The 17504-nt window shown below is 66.3% G+C and carries 20 protein-coding genes and 1 pseudogene; 4 read left to right on the top strand and 17 right to left on the bottom strand.

Annotation, left to right across the window (positions count from 1 at the left end; translation table 11 throughout):
- Window positions 1-382 precede the first annotated feature (382 nt).
- The 3 genes from D0Y85_RS07860 to rlmE form a co-directional block, all read right to left on the bottom strand.
- A complete protein-coding gene (locus D0Y85_RS07860) occupies window positions 383-571 on the bottom strand; it encodes a hypothetical protein (protein WP_025878913.1) in 189 nt (62 codons plus the stop codon).
- A gap of 98 nt (window positions 572-669) precedes the next feature.
- Entirely contained in the window at window positions 670-2607 is a 1938-nt protein-coding gene (ftsH, locus tag D0Y85_RS07855; RefSeq protein ID WP_162887629.1) for an ATP-dependent zinc metalloprotease FtsH, read from the bottom strand.
- 66 nt (window positions 2608-2673) lie between these two features.
- Complete coding sequence (rlmE, locus tag D0Y85_RS07850) at window positions 2674-3306, bottom strand: 23S rRNA (uridine(2552)-2'-O)-methyltransferase RlmE (protein WP_006431652.1); 633 nt, start codon at window positions 3304-3306, stop codon at window positions 2674-2676.
- Window positions 3307-3370: 64 nt separating this feature from the next.
- Between rlmE and yhbY the strand changes: the two genes are divergently transcribed.
- Together yhbY and D0Y85_RS07840 are read left to right on the top strand one after the other, a co-directional pair.
- A complete protein-coding gene (gene yhbY, locus D0Y85_RS07845; RefSeq protein WP_117310075.1) occupies window positions 3371-3676 on the top strand; it encodes a ribosome assembly RNA-binding protein YhbY in 306 nt (101 codons plus the stop codon).
- A gap of 12 nt (window positions 3677-3688) precedes the next feature.
- Entirely contained in the window at window positions 3689-4063 is a 375-nt protein-coding gene (locus D0Y85_RS07840) for an Mth938-like domain-containing protein (RefSeq protein ID WP_117310074.1), read from the top strand.
- Between the two features lie 197 nt (window positions 4064-4260).
- On the opposite strand, the gene D0Y85_RS07835 is transcribed toward D0Y85_RS07840, so the two are convergent.
- From D0Y85_RS07835 to surE, 4 genes are read right to left on the bottom strand one after another with little or no spacing between them, the layout of a single operon-like run.
- The gene (locus tag D0Y85_RS07835; protein WP_117310073.1) at window positions 4261-5046 is read right to left on the bottom strand and encodes a peptidoglycan DD-metalloendopeptidase family protein; all 786 of its coding nucleotides are present in this window, start codon (window positions 5044-5046) and stop codon (window positions 4261-4263) included.
- Window positions 5043-5657 carry a DedA family protein gene (locus D0Y85_RS07830; RefSeq protein WP_117310072.1) on the bottom strand — a complete coding sequence of 205 codons (615 nt, stop codon included), beginning with the start codon at window positions 5655-5657 and terminating at the stop codon, window positions 5043-5045. Before D0Y85_RS07830 ends, D0Y85_RS07835 begins: the two co-directional genes overlap by 4 nt.
- Before the next feature lie 19 nt (window positions 5658-5676).
- Entirely contained in the window at window positions 5677-6354 is a 678-nt protein-coding gene (locus tag D0Y85_RS07825) for a protein-L-isoaspartate(D-aspartate) O-methyltransferase (RefSeq protein WP_025878906.1), read from the bottom strand.
- A complete protein-coding gene (surE, locus tag D0Y85_RS07820) occupies window positions 6351-7130 on the bottom strand; it encodes a 5'/3'-nucleotidase SurE (RefSeq protein ID WP_025878905.1) in 780 nt (259 codons plus the stop codon). Before surE ends, D0Y85_RS07825 begins: the two co-directional genes overlap by 4 nt.
- Window positions 7131-7339: 209 nt before the next feature.
- On the opposite strand from surE, the gene D0Y85_RS07815 reads away from it, so the two are divergent.
- Window positions 7340-7879 carry a Smr/MutS family protein gene (locus D0Y85_RS07815; RefSeq protein WP_032976509.1) on the top strand — a complete coding sequence of 180 codons (540 nt, stop codon included), beginning with the start codon at window positions 7340-7342 and terminating at the stop codon, window positions 7877-7879.
- Window positions 7880-7977: 98 nt separating this feature from the next.
- Here the strand turns inward: D0Y85_RS07815 and truD are convergent, their stop codons facing one another.
- The 10 genes and pseudogenes from truD to D0Y85_RS07765 form a co-directional block, all read right to left on the bottom strand.
- Complete coding sequence (truD, locus tag D0Y85_RS07810; protein WP_117310071.1) at window positions 7978-9009, bottom strand: tRNA pseudouridine(13) synthase TruD; 1032 nt, start codon at window positions 9007-9009, stop codon at window positions 7978-7980.
- Window positions 9006-9503 (bottom strand): 2-C-methyl-D-erythritol 2,4-cyclodiphosphate synthase, encoded by a 498-nt coding sequence (gene ispF, locus D0Y85_RS07805; RefSeq protein ID WP_025878902.1) that lies wholly within the window; start codon window positions 9501-9503, stop codon window positions 9006-9008. The genes truD and ispF overlap by 4 nt, the downstream gene beginning before the upstream one ends.
- Window positions 9504-9537: 34 nt before the next feature.
- A complete protein-coding gene (gene ispD / locus D0Y85_RS07800) occupies window positions 9538-10236 on the bottom strand; it encodes a 2-C-methyl-D-erythritol 4-phosphate cytidylyltransferase (protein WP_033830799.1) in 699 nt (232 codons plus the stop codon).
- Complete coding sequence (ftsB, locus tag D0Y85_RS07795; RefSeq protein ID WP_117310070.1) at window positions 10233-10583, bottom strand: cell division protein FtsB; 351 nt, start codon at window positions 10581-10583, stop codon at window positions 10233-10235. Before ftsB ends, ispD begins: the two co-directional genes overlap by 4 nt.
- Window positions 10584-10587: 4 nt before the next feature.
- Window positions 10588-11880 (bottom strand): phosphopyruvate hydratase, encoded by a 1293-nt coding sequence (eno, locus tag D0Y85_RS07790; protein ID WP_117310069.1) that lies wholly within the window; start codon window positions 11878-11880, stop codon window positions 10588-10590.
- A gap of 97 nt (window positions 11881-11977) precedes the next feature.
- Complete coding sequence (locus D0Y85_RS07785; protein ID WP_117310068.1) at window positions 11978-12310, bottom strand: hypothetical protein; 333 nt, start codon at window positions 12308-12310, stop codon at window positions 11978-11980.
- Window positions 12310-12657 carry a hypothetical protein gene (locus D0Y85_RS07780; RefSeq protein WP_117310067.1) on the bottom strand — a complete coding sequence of 116 codons (348 nt, stop codon included), beginning with the start codon at window positions 12655-12657 and terminating at the stop codon, window positions 12310-12312. The genes D0Y85_RS07785 and D0Y85_RS07780 overlap by 1 nt, the downstream gene beginning before the upstream one ends.
- Window positions 12658-12701: 44 nt before the next feature.
- Window positions 12702-13040 (bottom strand): annotated as a pseudogene (locus D0Y85_RS07775) (3-deoxy-8-phosphooctulonate synthase); the annotation flags it as partial.
- Between the two features lie 90 nt (window positions 13041-13130).
- The gene (locus D0Y85_RS07770; protein WP_117310066.1) at window positions 13131-14795 is read right to left on the bottom strand and encodes a CTP synthase; all 1665 of its coding nucleotides are present in this window, start codon (window positions 14793-14795) and stop codon (window positions 13131-13133) included.
- A gap of 401 nt (window positions 14796-15196) precedes the next feature.
- Entirely contained in the window at window positions 15197-15430 is a 234-nt protein-coding gene (locus tag D0Y85_RS07765; RefSeq protein WP_025878895.1) for a hypothetical protein, read from the bottom strand.
- 160 nt (window positions 15431-15590) lie between these two features.
- Here D0Y85_RS07765 and parE point away from each other — a divergent pair, with 160 nt between their 5' ends.
- Window positions 15591-17480 (top strand): DNA topoisomerase IV subunit B, encoded by a 1890-nt coding sequence (gene parE / locus D0Y85_RS07760; protein ID WP_025878894.1) that lies wholly within the window; start codon window positions 15591-15593, stop codon window positions 17478-17480.
- Window positions 17481-17504 lie beyond the last annotated feature (24 nt).

Below are 17504 nucleotides of genomic sequence, written 5' to 3'. Positions count from 1 at the left end.
CATGCGTGGATGCTCTTCGTTCAATTGTCGAGATATTCGATTCCGATGGAGATTCATCCACGCATGGCGTGGATCTACTGGCCACCGGGAAACTCTCGAAGGCGGGGTGGGTCCGATTGCGGGGGCGTGAGCCGCATGGGCCCGAGGCATGCCTCGGGCGGGCTGGGCAGGACGCCCAACCCCGGTCTTGCCGTGTGCGCAGGACAGCGCACACGAGCAAGCGGCGACCGAGCCTACATGGACGTACTTGCAGCGCCCCCCCGCAACCGGACCCACCCCGCCATCCCACGGAATGCTGCGGTTGCTTTTGCTGTTGAGGTTGCCGGCCAGCGGCCGGCACTACCGCTTCGGCGGGTGCAGGGCGCCGCCCTGCCGGCAAACCTCACCGCTGCCGGCGACGCTTCCGGTCCACGTACAGCGTCTTGATGATGCTCAGCAGGATACCCACCGCGATACCCACGCCACAGCCCAGCAGCAGATTGTCCACGGTCAGGCCGACAGCGACGCCGACTACGGTGGCGATCACCATCTCGGCGGTGTGGGAAATCGGTTCAGGCTTGGGGGCGGACATGCGGACTCCAGCGGACGGTCGGGATCGGATGGGCCGGGGCCCGAAAACAACAAGGCCGGGTTGCCCCGGCCTCGTCTTGCATTGCGTACGGCAGGCCGTCAGATCGATTCGGCCGGACCGGCGATCGGCGGCAACGGACGGGCATCGCCGCCCTTGTCGTTGTTGCCGCCATCCTTGTTGGACTTGTTCCAGCCCATCGGCGGCGGCGGATCACGACCTTCCATGATCGCGTCGATCTGCGGCGCATCAATGGTTTCGTACTGCAGCAGCAGCTGCGACATCGTGTGCAGCTTGTCGATGTTCTCGGTCAGCAGCTCGGTGGTGCGGGCGTACGCCTTGTCGAGGATGTTGCGCACTTCCTCGTCGATGCGACGGGCAGTGTCGTTGGACACGCTCTTGTGCTGGGTCACCGAACGACCCAGGAACACCTCATCGTCCTCTTCGCCATAGGCGATCGGGCCGAGCTGCTCGGACAGGCCCCACTTGGTGACCATGTTGCGGGCCATCTTGGTGGCACGCTCGATGTCGTTGGACGCACCGGTGGTGACCTTGTCGGTACCGAAGATCAGTTCTTCGGCCACGCGTCCACCGTACAGCGAGCACAGCTGCGACTGGATCGCCACGCGGTTCATCGAGTACTTGTCGCCTTCCGGCAGGTACATGGTCACGCCCAGCGCACGGCCGCGCGGAATGATCGTGACCTTGTAGACCGGGTCATGCTCCGGCACCAGGCGGCCAACGATGGCATGGCCGGCTTCGTGGTAAGCGGTGAGAGTCTTCTCCTCCTCGCTCATGGCCATCGAGCGGCGCTCGGCACCCATCAGGATCTTGTCGCGGGCGCGATCGAAGTGGTCCATGCGGACCTCCTTCTCGTTGCCACGGGCGGCGAACAGGGCGGCCTCGTTGCAGAGGTTGGCCAGGTCGGCGCCGGAGAAGCCCGGCGTACCACGCGCGATCACCATCGGCACGACATCGTCGGCCAGCGGCAGCTTGCGCATGTGCACCTTGAGGATGTGCTCGCGGCCCTTCACGTCCGGCAGACCGACCACTACCTGGCGGTCGAAGCGGCCCGGACGCAGCAGCGCCGGGTCCAGCACGTCAGGACGGTTGGTGGCGGCGATCACGATCACGCCTTCACCGCCTTCGAAACCGTCCATCTCGACCAGCAGCTGGTTCAGGGTCTGCTCGCGCTCGTCATGACCGCCGCCCAGGCCGGCACCACGGTGGCGACCGACGGCGTCGATCTCATCGATGAAGATGATGCACGGCGCGTGCTTCTTGGCCTGCTCGAACATGTCGCGCACTCGGCTTGCGCCGACGCCGACGAACATTTCCACGAAGTCCGAACCGGAGATCGAGAAGAACGGCACCTTGGCTTCACCGGCGATGGCCTTGGCCAGCAGCGTCTTGCCGGTACCCGGCGGGCCGACCATCAATACGCCGCGCGGGATCTTGCCGCCGAGCTTGGTGAACTTGGACGGGTCACGCAGGAAGTCGACCAGTTCGCCGACTTCTTCCTTGGCCTCGTCGCAACCGGCAACATCGGCGAAGGTGACCTTGATCTGGTCTTCACCCTGCAGCTTGGCGCGCGACTTGCCGAAGGACATCGCGCCCTTGGCACCGCCGCCACCGCCCTGCATCTGCCGCATGATGAACAGCCAGAAGCCGATGATCAGGATGACCGGCAGGAAATTCATCAGGATCGCGCCGAGGGAGATGCCGCTGGACGGCTCTTCCTGCACGATCTCGACGTTCTTGGTGCGCAGCACGTTGATCAGGTCGCGATCGAACGGCGCGGTGATGGTAGACGACTGCCCACCACGGGTGGTGTAGGTGATCTGGCTGGTACCGCCGCGCGTATCGCCGCCAAAGGCGACCTTCTGCACGTTGCCGCTATCCACCTGGTCCAGGAACTGCGAATACGAAGCGCCCTGCGCCCCGGCCCCGGAGGTCTTGGGCGAGAAGCTCTGGAAGACCACCATCAGCACGACGGCGACGACCACCCATAGCAGGAGGTTCTTGGTCAAGTCGTTCATCCTCATTGGCTCCGGTGTTCCTCTCAGTGCTGGCGTTGCGTTGGGGTCGAACTTACGGGGTCGAGCTTACTTCATGTGGGCGCGTTTTCCCTGACCCAAGGCATACACCTCGGGAGAGCGCTTGCGCGAGGCTTCCGGCTTGCGGATGGAAACCTTGTCGTACCGGCGGCGCATCTCGCGCACGTAGTCGTCAAAGCCTTCGCCCTGGAACAGCTTGATCAGGAACGCCCCACCGGTCTTGAGGTGGTTGTCGGCAAAATCCAGCGCCAGCTCCGCCAGGTGCATCATCCGCGGCTGGTCGACCGCGCCCACACCACTCTTATTGGGGGCCATGTCCGACAGCACAAGGTCTACCGGCTGATCCCCGAGCATGGCTTCAAACTGCGATAGGACGGCTTCTTCCCTGAAGTCACCGTGAAGGAACTCCACGCCGGCCAGCGGCGGCATGTCCAGGATGTCCAGGGCCAGCACGCGGCCGGTGTCGCCGATCTGTCTCCGCACCTGCTGAGACCAGCCACCCGGGGCCGCGCCGAGGTCGACCACCACCATGTGCGGCTTCAGCAGCCGGTCACGTTCGAGCAGTTCTTCAAGCTTGTAGGCAGCACGGGAGCGCATGCCTTCGGCCTGGGCCTTCTTCACAAAGGGATCGGAGAAGTGTTCCTTGAGCCAGCGCTGGCTGCTTTTGCTGCGGGTCGCCATTGGAAATAGGGGCTGATGGGGTCGCCATGATACCCTGATCGTCCCATTCAACCGTGTTTTCTGCATGCCCACTGCCTTGACCCCTTCCCAGACCCGTTTCCTGCGCGGCCAAGCCCACGACCTGAAGGCCCTGCTGCAGACCGGCGGCAAGGGCGTCACGCCGGCCTTCCTGACCGAGCTGAACGAAGTGCTGGAACGCCACGAACTGGTCAAGGTGAAGGTTGCCGCCGAAGACCGTGACGCCCGCGACGTGATGATCGGCGAGATCGTGCAGGCCACTGACAGTGCGCTGGTGCAGCGTATCGGCCATGTGGCCGTGCTGTATCGCCCGAGCAAGGAACACCGCAAGATCGTGCTGCCGCGCGGCTGATCGGACCCTGCCATGCAGCTCAACCACGAACTGCCCGACTACGCCTACAGCCTGCGCGCCGCTGACGGTCGCTCGGCACGGGTGAATGATCGCGTTCTGGGCAACAGCTTCTTCCTGACCCCGGACCAGCTGGTCGAACAGTGGCCGGTGACCGACGTCGCGGCGCTGCAGCTGGCTGACCTGGAGCCGATCCTGGCACTGAAGCCGGCGTTGATACTGCTCGGCACCGGCGAGCGCCAGGCGTTCCCGCCGGCGGTCGTCATGGCCGCCTGCCTGTCGCGCGGCATCGGACTGGAAGTGATGAACAATCCGGCTGCCGCACGCACCTTCAACATCCTTGCCGGCGAAGGCCGCAAGGTGGCGGCCGCCTTCATCCTGGAAGGCTGAGGGCCGAGGTCGCCGGGCATGGCCCGGCGCTACCCGTATCTGCCCGCGCTAGCGCGCCGGCAGATACTGCTGCGGGTCGACCGGCTTGCCGTTGTAGCGGGTGAGCCGAGGGCGCTTGCGGCCCATGGGACGCGCCCTTGGCGAACGCCCGGCGCGCTGCGCCGGGCCGGGGATCCGCCCGGAGAAAGAGCGGCCGGTTACTTCGCCGGCAGATACTGCTGCGGGTCGACCGGCTTGCCGTTGTAGCGGATCTCGAAGTGCAGCATGTCCCGGTTGGCGCCGGTACGGCCCATCTCGGCGATCTGCTCGCCGGCCTTCACGCTCTGCCCTTCATTGACCAGGCGCTTGCGGTTGTGGCCATAGGCCGACAGCCACTGATCGCTATGCTTGATGATTATCAGCTCGCCATAGCCGACCAGGCCGGCGCCGGAATACACCACCACGCCATTGGCCGTGGCCTTCACCGGCGCGCCGCTGGTGCCGGCGATGTCCACGCCCTGCTTGGTCGCATCGCCGGCCACGTAGCGGCCCACGACTGCGCCATCGGCCGGCCAGCGCCAGGCGATGTTGCTCTTGACCGGACCAGCCGGACCCGGCGTCGGCGCGGTACTGCCGCCAGACGTGCTGCCAGCCGGACGCGGCGCGGTGACCACGGTGGTCGGCGCACGGCCGCCACCGGAACCGGCCGGATACAGGCGGATCACCTGCCCCGGGTAAATGGTCGACGGGTTGACCAGGCTGTTCCAGGCGATCAGGTCGGCCGGCGTGATGTCGTGGATGCGGGCCAGCGCATAGATGGTGTCGCCCTTGCGCACGACCACCGTCTGCCCCGGCTTGGGCACCGACGTCTTCGGCGTGCTGACGCCACTGCTGCCGCCGCCACTGGGCCGGACCACGGTGGCGGTGCCACAGGCGGCCAGGGTGGATACCAGCAACGCCAGCGCGCCGATGCGCACTCCCTTGCTCAGACGATCTGCACTCATGCGAACTTCGACCTCCATACAAGCCAGGCGATCAGCACCACCACCAACGCGGTGGCGATCCAGCCCAGCGGTTCAATCCATCGGCGCAGCGCAGCTTCGGCGCGCGCACCACCGATACGGATGACCGCAGCCAGCACGAACACGCGCTTGCCACGACCGATCAACATGCTCAACAGGTACTGCGGCATCGGCACGCCGACGATACCCGATGCCCACGTGAAGACCTTCATCGGAATCGGCATGAAGCCGCCCAGCACCAGGAAGGTGAACACCGCCCAAGGCGACTCCACCATCTTGGCCTGCACGGTAGCGATGCCCTGCTCGATCGCCGGCAGCATGCCCAGCGCCTCGAACATCGGCTTGACCGCTTCAAACGCATAGTGGCCCAGCGCGTAGCCGACCAGCGCGCCGACCATCGAGCCGGCCAGGCTGAGGGTGGCGAACCACCAGCCGCGCCTGGGCTGGGCCACACACATCGGCGCCAGCATCACTTCCGGCATCACCGGGAAGATGATGGCTTCGAAAAAGCTCAGCACCATCAGGTACGTCGGCGCGCGCTCATGCGCGGCCCACTTCATCGCCCGCTCGTACAGCGGCCCGAAAATCTTCATGCAACCCTGCTCCGTGGATTCAATCGAGCATGCCAGACAGCAGCGGCACGAAGGTGACCGGCGCCAGCACGCGTTGTTCGATGCTGCCGTCGTCCTTGCGGTCGAGCTGCACCAGCGACTGTGCGCCCGCGCCACCGACCGGGGCGACCAGGCGCCCACCTGCGGCCAGCTGCTCGACCAGCGCATCGACCAGTGCCGGGGCGGCGGCGGTAACCACGATGGCGTCGAACGGGCCATGCTCGGCCCAGCCCACGCGGCCGTCGTCGTGCTTGGTGCGGATGTTCATGCCCAGCGCGCGGAAACGCTTGCGCGCCTGCCGCAGCAGGTCACCGATGCGCTCGACGGTATAGACCTCCAGCCCCAGCGCACCGAGCACGGCGGCCTGATAGCCCGAGCCGGTACCCACTTCGAGCACCTTCTTCGGCGCCACCTGCAGCACGGCCTCGGTCATCCGCGCGACCACCCACGGCTGGGAAATGGTCTGGCCGTGGCCGATCGGCAGCGCGGTGTCTTCATAGGCGCGCGAGGCCAGGGCCTCATCGATGAACAGATGGCGCGGCACCACCCGGATCGCGTTCAGCGTCGACTCGTCGACGATGCCGGCTTCGCGCAGGCGGTCGACCAGGCGGTCGCGCACGCGCTGCGATGTCATGCCGATGCCGACTGCTTCCGGCTGCAGGCGCAGGCGTGGGCTCATGCCGGCCGGTCCAGCGCGGCGCTGAGGCCGCCGACCCAGCTGGCGACCTTTTCCAGTGCCTGGTAGCGGGTCAGGTCAACCTGGATCGGGGTGATCGAAATGTGGCCGGTGCGTACCGCATGGAAATCGGTGCCCGGGCCGGAGTCCTGCTCGCGGCCGGCCGGACCGATCCAGTACACCTCGTTGCCGCGCGGGTCTTTCTGCGCGATGCAGCCTTCGGCGCGATGACGGTTGCCCAGGCGGGTGACTTCGAAGCCCTTGACCTCGCTCCACGGCAGGTCCGGCACATTGACGTTGAGGATGGTGTCGGCCGGCAGCGGATCGGCCTTGAGGCGGGCAACGATCTCCACCGCCGCACGCGCCGCCGTCTCGAAATGCTTCGGGTCGTGGTTACGGGTCACCAGCGACACCGCTACTGCAGGCAGGCCGAGGAAACGACCTTCCATCGCCGCCGAGACGGTGCCGGAATAGATCACGTCGTCGCCGAGGTTGGCGGCATTGTTGATACCGGACACGACAATGTCAGGCTCGAATTCGAGCAGGCCGGTCAGCGCAAGGTGCACGCAGTCGGTGGGCGTGCCGGCCACCGACACGGTGTAGTGGTCGATGCGCTTGAGCCGGATCGGCAGATCCAGGGTCAGCGAATTGCTGGCACCGGAGCGGTCGCGGTCGGGTGCGACCACTGTCACTTCGTGCCCGGCCTCGCGCAGCACGGATGCAAGCATCCGGATGCCCGCCGCGTCGACACCGTCATCATTGCTGACCAGGATGCGCATCTTCGATTTAACCGCTTGATTTTCCAAGAATTCGATCCCGTCACCTTGCAACGTGGGCGAAGCCGGCCCGTCTCCTCCAGGGAGGCGGCAGCTCCGCAAGTGCGCCGACTATTGTGCCGCAAGCGGGCGCTGGGTCCTACCCTGTCTGCGGTCACGGCCGACATCCAACGGTCATAGGCAGACCTGCGCAGGCGGTTTACCCTGTGCGCATGTCGCACCCTGAAGACGAAGATCCGGCTGCATTGTTCCGTGCCGCCATCGGCGAAGTGACGCCGCTGCGCAAGGAAGTGGAGCCCGCGCCTGCTGCGCCGCGGCCCAGGCCGCGTGCGCGCATGGCCGAGCGCGACGACGCGGAAGCCGCCGGTGAGTTCGCCCGGCTGCTGCGCGACAACGCTCCGCTGGAAGCGGGCGACGTTGCCAGCTACCGGCGCGACAACCTGCCGCCACGCCTGTTCCAGCGCTTGAAGCGCGGACAGTACTCGGTGCAGGACGAACTGGACCTGCACGGCGCCACCGCCGCGCAGGCCGAGATGATGCTGCGCCAGTTCCTGCTGGAGGCGCACGCCCACGAGTACGGCTGCGTGCGCATCATCCACGGCAAGGGCCTGCAGTCCGATGGCAGCGCACCGGTGCTGAAGAACTTGGTGGATCGCCTGCTGCGCCTGCGCAACGACGTGCTGGCGTTCCATTCCGCCCCGACCGGGCAAGGCGGCACCGGCGCCATGCTGGTGCTGCTGGCGCGGCGTTGAGGTAACGCATCCACGCATGGCGTGGATCTACTGTGGCGGGCGGAGGAAAGTGGATCCACGGCATGCGTGGATGCTCTTCGCCTCCGCCACCATTTCCGTCAGGCCTGCGACGCGTCTTCGACCGGGCCGAGCTCGTGCAGAACCGCGGTGGCATAGCAGCCTGGCGGCAGCGCGAAGGACAACTCCAGTACGTCCGCGGCCAGCCACTGGTGCTGCAGCAGCGCTGGACGCAACCGCAGCGCGCGCCGCTCCTGCTTCAGCCGCGCCTCTTCCAGGCCGGTGCGCAGCGCCTTGGATTCGTCATCATCCAGCGCTGCCAGTTCCAGCTCACGGGCGGCGTCGCTGCTGCGCAGCTCACCCTCGCCCCACAACGGAGCACTGGGGTGGATGTCGAAGCGCGCCAGGCGCTCGGCCAGCACGTCGCTGTAGGGCTCGGGGCCGAATACGCTGCGGCTGCCATCAAGCATCCACACTTCGCCCTGCAGCGGCTGGTCCCAGCTGCCCTGCTCCACGCGTGCAGCAAGCACGCGGTTGAACAAGGCCGAACGCGCCGCCGACAACAGCAGCGAACGCTGGTCCTTGCGCATGCGCCGGCCACCGAACATCGCCAGCGCGGCCGGCACATTGCCGCCATCACGACCGAAGCGCTGCTCGCCGAACCAGTTCGGCAGGCCACGCGCGGCGATCTGCTGAAGGCGCTCGTCGATTGCCGCCGCGTCACCCTGCACATCGCGCAGCACCAGCCTGAAGCGGTTGCCCGCCAACGCACCGCGCTGCAGCTTGCGGTTGTGCCAGGTGGAGTCGATCACCTCGATCTCGTCACTGGCCAGCTCGGCCAGATCGGGCGCGACGCGCTTGGGCAGATGTACGCTGAAACGCTGGGTGGTGACCGCATTGCGATCCTTCATGCCGGCATAGCTGACCGCCATTTCCGGCAGGCCTGCCCACTTGGCCAGTACCTTGGCCACGTGCACCGTATTGGCCCCACGCTTGCGGACATGCAGCAGCAGATGCTCGCCTTCACCGGTCGCCTCGAAAGCGGGCAGCTCATCGACCTGGAAATCTTCCGGCGTGGTGCGGATGCGCGCCTGCAGCAGCGGCGCACCGAACGCGAGCGGCAACGGGATCATGCGGCCACCAGCAGCACGACCGCCTGCGCGGCGATGCCTTCGCCACGGCCGGTGAAGCCCAGCTTCTCGGACGTGGTGGCCTTGACGCTCACTGCATCCAACGGCAGCTGCAACAGTTCACCGATGCGCTCGCGCATGGCCAGCGCATGCGGGCCGACCTTGGGCCGTTCGCAGATCACGGTGATGTCGGTGTTGCCGACACGCCAGCCGCGCTCACGCAGCAGGCCATCGCAATGGCGCACGAACTCGCTGCTGTCCGCGCCCTTCCAGCGGTCGTCAGTGGGCGGGAAGTGCTGGCCAATGTCGCCCAGCGCGATCGCACCGAGCATGGCGTCGCACAACGCGTGCAGGATGACGTCGCCGTCGCTGTGCGCAAGCACGCCGCAGCTGTGCGGCACCGCGATGCCACCGAGCATGATGTGGTCGCCTTCACCGAAGGCATGGACGTCGTAGCCCTGGCCGATACGGACGGGCGGGAACGGGGAGGTGCTCATGGATGCAGCCCTTGCAGCAGGGCCGCGCGGGCGTTCAGCCGGCGCGGCGGGAGAGTACGAATTCGAAACGATCGAGATCGGCCGGGGTGGTGACCTTGAAGTTGTCCTCGCTGCCTTCCACCAGCAGCGGGCGCTGGCCCTGGCGCTCCATGGCCATGGCGTCGTCGGTCACATCGATACCTGCGGCTGCGGCCTCGGACAGTGCGCGGATCAGCTGGTGGCGGCGGAACAGCTGCGGCGTCAGTGCGCGCCACAGGCGCTCACGTGGCTCGGTGCCGTCGATGCCACCATCATCACCAGCACGCTTGAGCGTGTCGCGTACCGGCGCGGCCAGGATGGCGCCGACCGGATCGGTGCGACCCACTTCCAGCAGGCGACCAAGATCGGCCTGCGACAGGTTCGGACGCGCCGCGTCATGCACCAGCACGAATTCATCGGCACGCACGCTGTCCGGCAAGGCCTGCAGCCCCGCCAGCACCGAGGCGGCGCGGGTGGCGCCACCGGTGCAGGTCAACACCGGCTTTCCGGCCCATTCGCTCCAGCCCGGCCAGTCGGCATCGTCCGCACCGATCACCACCATCGCCCCGGCCACGGCCGGGTGTGCCAGCAGTGCGTCCAGGGTGTGGGCGAGCAGGGTCTGCCCGCCCGCCTGCAGGTACTGCTTGGGCAACGGCGCACCAAAACGCGTGCCGCGCCCTGCGGCCGGAACAACCACCCAGATCGCCGCGCTCATGGCACGTCCGCCGGATGGTCACCGGCCGGGGCCGCGACCGGCGCAGGCTGCGCCGGAGGCGTCGGTGCATCTTCCACGACGCGATAGAACTTCTCGCCGGGCTTGATCATGCCCAGCTCGCTGCGCGCGCGTTCTTCGATGGCGGACTGGCCTTCCTTGAGGTCCTTCACTTCGGCAGCAAGCGCATCGTTGCGCTGCTGCAGACCGTCATTGTCCCGCTCCTGGTTGGCGACCTGGGCTTCGAGCATCATCACTTCACCCGAATTGCCCGGGCCGAACCAGAAACGGTACTGCAGCCATGCCAGCAGCAGGGCCAGCAACAACAGCAGCCAGCGCCAGTCGCGCATCGGCTCAGCGCTTCAGCGACACGAACGCGTCGCGACCAGCGTAACGCGCGCCGGCACCGAGGGCTTCCTCGATGCGCAGCAGCTGGTTGTACTTGGCCACGCGATCGCTGCGGCACAGCGAGCCGGTCTTGATCTGGGTAGCGGTGGTCGCCACCGCGATGTCGGCGATGGTGGTGTCCTCGGTTTCACCCGAACGATGCGAGACCACGGCGGCGTAGCCGGCATGGTCGGCCATGGCGATCGCTTCCAGCGTTTCGCTGAGGGTACCGATCTGGTTGACCTTGATCAGGATCGCGTTGGCGGTGCCCGAATCGATGCCTTCCTGGAAGATCTTCGGATTGGTGACGAACAGATCGTCGCCGACCAGCTGCACCTTCTTGCCGATGCGATCGGTCAACAGCTTCCAGCCCGCCCAGTCGTTCTCGGCCAGGCCGTCTTCGATGGTGATGATCGGGTACTGCGCGGCCCAGTCGGCGAGGAAGTCGACGAACTGTTCGGAGGTCAGGCGCTTGTTCTCGCCGACCAGGTTGTACTTGCCGTTCTCGAAGAATTCGCTGGAGGCCACGTCCAGGCCCAGCAGCACGTCTTCACCGGCGGTGTAGCCGGCCTTGCCGATGGCTTCGAGGATGGTGTCCAGCGCTTCGACGTTGCTGCGGAAGTCCGGCGCGAAGCCGCCTTCGTCGCCCACCGCCGTGCTCAGGCCGTGGCCCTTCAGCACCGACTTCAGCGAATGGAAGATTTCGGTACCGGCACGCAGCGCTTCGGAGAACGAGGTGAAGCCGACCGGCAGCACCATGAACTCCTGGAAATCGACGTTGTTGTCGGCGTGCGCGCCGCCGTTGATGATGTTCATCATCGGCACCGGCAGCGACGGGGTCGCGCCGGTCTTGGCGGCCAGGTACTGCCACAGTGCCTGCTTGCTGGAGGCAGCGGCGGCGTGCGCGGCGGCCATGGAGACACCCAGCAGTGCGTTGGCACCCAGGCGGCCCTTGTTCTCGGTGCCATCCAGATCGATCAGGCGACGGTCCAGGCCGGCCTGGTCGGTAGCCTCGAAGCCCTTCAGTGCGCTGGCGATGGCGCCGTTGACGTTGTCGACGGCCTTGCGCACGCCCTTGCCGAGGTAACGGGTCTTGTCGCCGTCACGCAGCTCCACCGCTTCCTTGGTGCCGGTCGATGCGCCGGAGGGAACCGCGGCGCGACCGAACGAACCGTCCTCCAGGGTGACTTCGGCTTCCAGCGTGGGGTTGCCACGGCTGTCGAGGATTTCACGGGCATGGATGCTGCGGATCGTACTCATGGTCGGGCCGGTTACCTGTATGGAGAGGGGGCGACAAAAACGAATGCCGCGTGATTATCCCCGGCTACCCCTCACTTGCCAAATGGCGTGATGGGCATCAGCCCCAGCTGGACCCGATCACGATCAGCAGCAGCGACACCAGCATCACCAGCAGGGCACCGGCAATGGCCGCGCACACCGGCCCGCGCCGACGCCGCCAGGCCATCACCATCGCCACCAGGCTGCCCACGAAGGACAGCACCAGCGTGACCAGCGCGCCCAGCATCCAGTACTGCATGGCCTGCACGCCGTTGTTGCCATCCCCCGGCGGACGGAAGCTGGCGGCGAAGGCCAGCACGCCCACGAGCAAGCCGCCCCAGGCGAGCACCGACAGCAACAGGGCGATCAGGCCCCACGGCCAGCTGCGCGAGGGTTCAGGCATCGTATTCATCAAAGAAGATCGTGCAGCAGGATGCCCGCCCACAGCGACAGCACGACCATCGCCAGCGCAGCGGTAACCCTGCCCCGGTTCAGGCGCCAGCCGAGCACCGCGGCGAAAAACCCTGCGGAAATGGTCAGCACTTCGGCCACCGCCAGGGCGATGACGAAGGGCATCAGGTTCACTACCGCACCGCCGGCACTCGACGGGCGCATGCCGGCACCGAACAGCATGCCGATGGCGAATACACCCGACACCGACAGCAATGCCAGGCCGAGTGCGATCGGGCCCCACGGCCACTGCCGCCAGCGCCGGCGACGACGCTGGATCTCCAGCGCCGCCTGCGGGTGCTGGCTCACGGGAAGCGCGAGAAGCAGTTGAAGCCCGTCTGCGCCTGGTGGCCCAGGAACGCCAAGGGCCGCATCACATCCACCACCGAGGCCAGTTCATCCGTCGCGGTGTATTCGTGCACGTCGGTAAGCACCGGCACGCCGATCTGCTTCGTGCCCCCTGCCATCACCTTCAGACCCTCTTCCATGCCCAGGCCACGGAGGGCCGTGCAGGGGGTACGGTTGGCCGTGTCGAAGCTGGACTTGAAGATGAAGTTCCCACCGAGCCTGTCGGTCACTTCCTTCAGCTTGCCGGCGGTATCCAGCTGCAGCTGCATCGATTCGATCACGCAGGAGCCGGCGATCAGGAACAGGGGCTGCGCCGGTCCGGCCTCGAATCCACACAGTTTCATGGTGTTTCCTTGTTGTCCCCTACACCGGCAGTGCCGCTGCGCTGGGAATAGAAGCGAGCAAGATTGGGGGCCGGCGGCCCCCATGACAAGTCAGGCGCGCACTTCCTGCAGCAGCTTGCCACCGGCCTTGCGCTCGCGCGCGGCACGGATGAAGCCGATGAACAGCGGGTGGCCATCACGCGGGGTGGACAGGAATTCCGGATGCGCCTGGCAGGCCAGGAACCACGGATGCTGGTCGCGCGGCAGTTCAACCACTTCCACCAGGGTGTCGTCCATCGACTTGCCGGCGATCACCAGGCCGGCGTCTTCCAGCTGGGTGCGGTAGCGGTTGTTGAATTCGTAACGGTGGCGGTGGCGCTCGGCGACCACGTCCTTGCCGTACAGTTCGCGGGCCAGCGTGCCCGGCTTCAGGCGCTGCTCCTGCAGGCCCAGGCGCATGGTGCCACCCAGGTCACTCTTATCGTCACGCTTTTCCACGTCGCCGGTGGCCGTGCGCCATTCGGTGATCAGGCCGATCACCGGGTTCGGCGACTGGCGATCGTTCTCGGTGCTGTTGGCGTCTTCCAGGCCCACCACGTGGCGCGCGTAGTCGACCACCGCAGCCTGCATGCCGTAGCAGATGCCGAAGTACGGCACCTTGTGCTCACGGGCGTACTGCGAGGTGAGCACCTTGCCTTCGAAGCCACGGTCGCCGAAACCACCCGGCACCAGGATGCCGTCGACATCGGCCAGCGCGGACATGTCGCTGCCTTCCAGGTCCTGCGCTTCCAGCCACTTCAGGGTGACCTTGGTGCGCTGGCGCAGGCCACCATGCTTGAGCGCTTCGCCCACCGACTTGTAGGCGTCCTGGTGGTCGACGTACTTGCCGACCACCGCGATGGTCACCGCATCCAGCGGATGCAGGGTGGCATCGACGGCGTCTTCCCACATCGACAGGTCGGCCGGGCCGGCCTTGTCGGCCAGCTTCAGCTGGTTGATGACGATTTCGTCCAGGCCCTGTGCGTGCAGGCCCATCGGAATGCGGTACAGCACATCGACGTCGGGCACGCTGATCACCGCGCGCTCGGAGACGTTGGTGAACTGGGCGATCTTGCGACGCTCCGAATCCGGTACCGGCTGTTCCGAACGGCACAGCAGCACGTCCGGCTGGATGCCGATCGAACGCAGTTCCTTCACCGAGTGCTGGGTCGGCTTGGTCTTCAGTTCACCCGCGGCGGCGATGTACGGCACCAGGGTGAGGTGCATGAACAGCGCCTTTTCCGGGCCGCGCTCGGTGCGCACCTGGCGGATCGCCTCCAGGAACGGCAACGATTCGATGTCGCCGACGGTGCCGCCGATCTCCACCAGGGCCACGTCGAAGCCCTCGGTGGCTTCGTCCATGCAGCGACGGATCTCGTCGGTGATGTGCGGAATGACCTGCACGGTCGCGCCCAGGTAGTCGCCGCGGCGCTCCTTGCGGATCACTTCCTCATAGATGCGACCGGTGGTGACAGAGTTCTTGCGGCTCAGGCGGGTGCGCACGAAGCGCTCGTAGTGGCCCAGGTCGAGGTCGGTCTCGGCGCCGTCGTCGGTGACATACACCTCACCGTGCTGGAACGGGCTCATCGTGCCCGGGTCGACGTTGATGTACGGATCGAGCTTCATCATCGTGACCTTCAGGCCACGCGCTTCGAGAATGGCGGCCAGTGACGCGGCGGCAATACCTTTGCCGAGCGAGGACACCACGCCGCCGGTTACGAAAATCAAGGGAGTCATGGCTGCAAGCATCCTGTCTGGAAATGGAAAACGGCAGCGCCACGCCTGCCCGGGGGGCGGGCGTGGAGCAGAAAGGGGGTTTTCCGGTTCGCTGGAGCAGCGAGGGAGGCGCGGGCCCGGCCAGCGCAATGCGCCAGCGGGGAACCACCCTGCGAGGTCGGGGCGGCCGTGCCGGTCACTTCGACCGTCACCTGCGACCCGCTTTGCTGGAGGCCACGCTTGGCCGTGCCAGCCCATTCGCAAATGGTGGACACGCACTTACTCCCGGAAAGCCATAGTTTACAGATAGATGGCCGCCAACCCAAGGGGCAGATGGCGCCATCGGCAAAAAGAAACGCCCCGCTGGGCGGGGCGTTCGAGGGGGAAACCCTTGTGGCAAGGGCTTCGGAGGGGCAGAAGAATTACTTCTTCTTGCGTGCCTCTTCCTCTTCTTCCTGCTGCGGCACCGGCTGGCCCTTGGCCTTCATCTCGGCATTGGCCTGCGCGCGGCGCTTGGCCTTGGCCTCGGCTTCGGACTGCGCCTTGTCGGCCTGGTCACCCTGCTGCGGGGCAGGCTGGCCGGCGTTCTGCGCCAGCACCATCGGCACTGCAACAGCGGCGGCAGCCAGGATCGCAATGGTCAGCAACTTCTTCATGGAGTCCTCCTCGCGGTATGGCTCGGATGTGGGGGGCGCCGGTGTTCGGTTCCAGCGGTTGCCATTTTACCCCCTCCCCGCCAACGAGGCTGAACCGCAGGCGTGCAAATTCCCGGTCCAGACCGCACACTTGCCCGTCGCTCCACGCTTTCGAAGACAGATGAACGCCCGCTATAACGCCGCCGATATTGAAGTCCTGTCCGGCCTTGACCCGGTCAAGCGCCGCCCCGGCATGTATACCGACACCGCGCGCCCGAACCACCTGGCGCAGGAAGTGATCGACAACTCGGTGGACGAGGCCCTCGCCGGCCATGCCCGCTCGATCGAGATCACCCTGTTCAAGGACGGCAGCGTGGAGGTCAGCGATGACGGCCGCGGCATGCCGGTGGACATCCATCCGGAAGAGAAGATCCCGGGCGTCGAACTGATCCTGACCCGCCTGCATGCCGGCGGCAAGTTCAACAACAACAACTACACCTTCTCCGGCGGCCTGCATGGCGTCGGCGTCAGCGTGGTCAACGCGCTGTCGACCCTGGTGGAAATCCACATCAAGCGCGACGGTGCCGAACACCGCATCACCTTCCGCAACGGCGACCGCGCCTCGCCACTGGAAGTGGTCGGCACCGTCGGCAAGAAGAACACCGGTACCCGCCTGCGCTTCTGGCCGGACCCGAAGTACTTCGATACGCCCAAGTTCGCCGTGCGCGCGCTCAAGCACCTGCTGCGCGCCAAGGCCGTGCTGTGCCCGGGCCTGACCGTCAAGCTGACCGACGAAGCCACCGGCGAGGTCGACACCTGGTACTACGAGGATGGCCTGCGCGATTACCTGAAGCTGGAGCTGGGCGATCGAGAGTCGCTGCCGGCTGATCTGTTCGTGGGCAACCTGAAGAAAGACACCGAGATCGTGGACTGGGCCGTGGCCTGGCTGCCGGAAGGCGAGCTGGTGCAGGAAAGCTACGTCAACCTGATTCCCACCGCACAGCATGGCACCCACGCCAACGGCCTGCGCACCGGCCTGACCGAAGCGCTGCGCGAGTTCTGCGACTTCCGCAACCTGCTGCCGCGCGGCGTCAAGCTGGCCCCGGAAGACGTGTGGGACCGCGTGTCGTTCGTGCTGTCGCTGAAGATGACCGACCCGCAGTTCAGCGGCCAGACCAAGGAACGCCTGTCCTCGCGCCAGGCCGCCGGTTTTGTCGAAGGCGCCGCGCACGATGCGTTCAGCCTGCTGCTGAACCAGAACGTAGAGCTGGGCGAGAAGATCGCGCAGATCGCCATCGAGCGCGCCAGTGCGCGCCTGAAGACCGAGAAGCTGGTCGTCCGCAAGAAGGTCACCCAGGGCCCTGCCCTGCCCGGCAAGCTGGCCGACTGCATCAGCCAGGACCTGTCGCGCACCGAACTGTTCCTGGTCGAGGGCGACTCGGCAGGCGGCAGCGCCAAGCAGGCCCGCGACAAGGATTTCCAGGCGATCCTGCCGCTGCGCGGCAAGATCCTCAACACCTGGGAAGTGTCCTCCAACAGCGTGCTGGCCTCGGAGGAAGTGCACAACCTGGCGGTGGCCATCGGCTGTGACCCGGGCAAGGAAGACATCAGCGGCCTGCGCTACGGCAAGGTGATCATCCTAGCCGACGCCGACTCCGACGGCCTGCATATTGCAACGCTGCTGACCGCACTGTTCCTGAAGCACTTCCCGGCGCTGGTCGATGCCGGCCACGTGTTCGTGGCGATGCCGCCGCTGTTCCGCATCGACGTGGGCAAGCAGGTGTTCTACGCCCTGGATGAGGAAGAAAAGCGCTCGATGCTGGACAAGATCGAGCGCGAGAAGATCAAGGGCGCCATCAACGTGACGCGCTTCAAGGGCCTGGGCGAGATGAATCCGCCGCAGCTGCGTGAATCCACCATCCATCCGGACACCCGTCGCCTGGTGCAGTTGACCATCGACGATGGCGAGCAGACCCATTCACTGATGGACATGCTGCTGGCCAAGAAGCGCGCGTCGGACCGCAAGGGCTGGCTGGAGAGCAAGGGCGATCTGGCTTCGCTGGAAGTCTGATTCCGGTGCGTCATTGCACGGGGC

Source organism: Stenotrophomonas sp. G4, from assembly GCF_003428825.1.
Classification (GTDB): Bacteria; Pseudomonadota; Gammaproteobacteria; order Xanthomonadales; family Xanthomonadaceae; genus Stenotrophomonas; species Stenotrophomonas indicatrix.
Note: the sequence above shows the minus strand (reverse complement) of the source record. Positions and strands in the feature narration are given on the sequence as shown.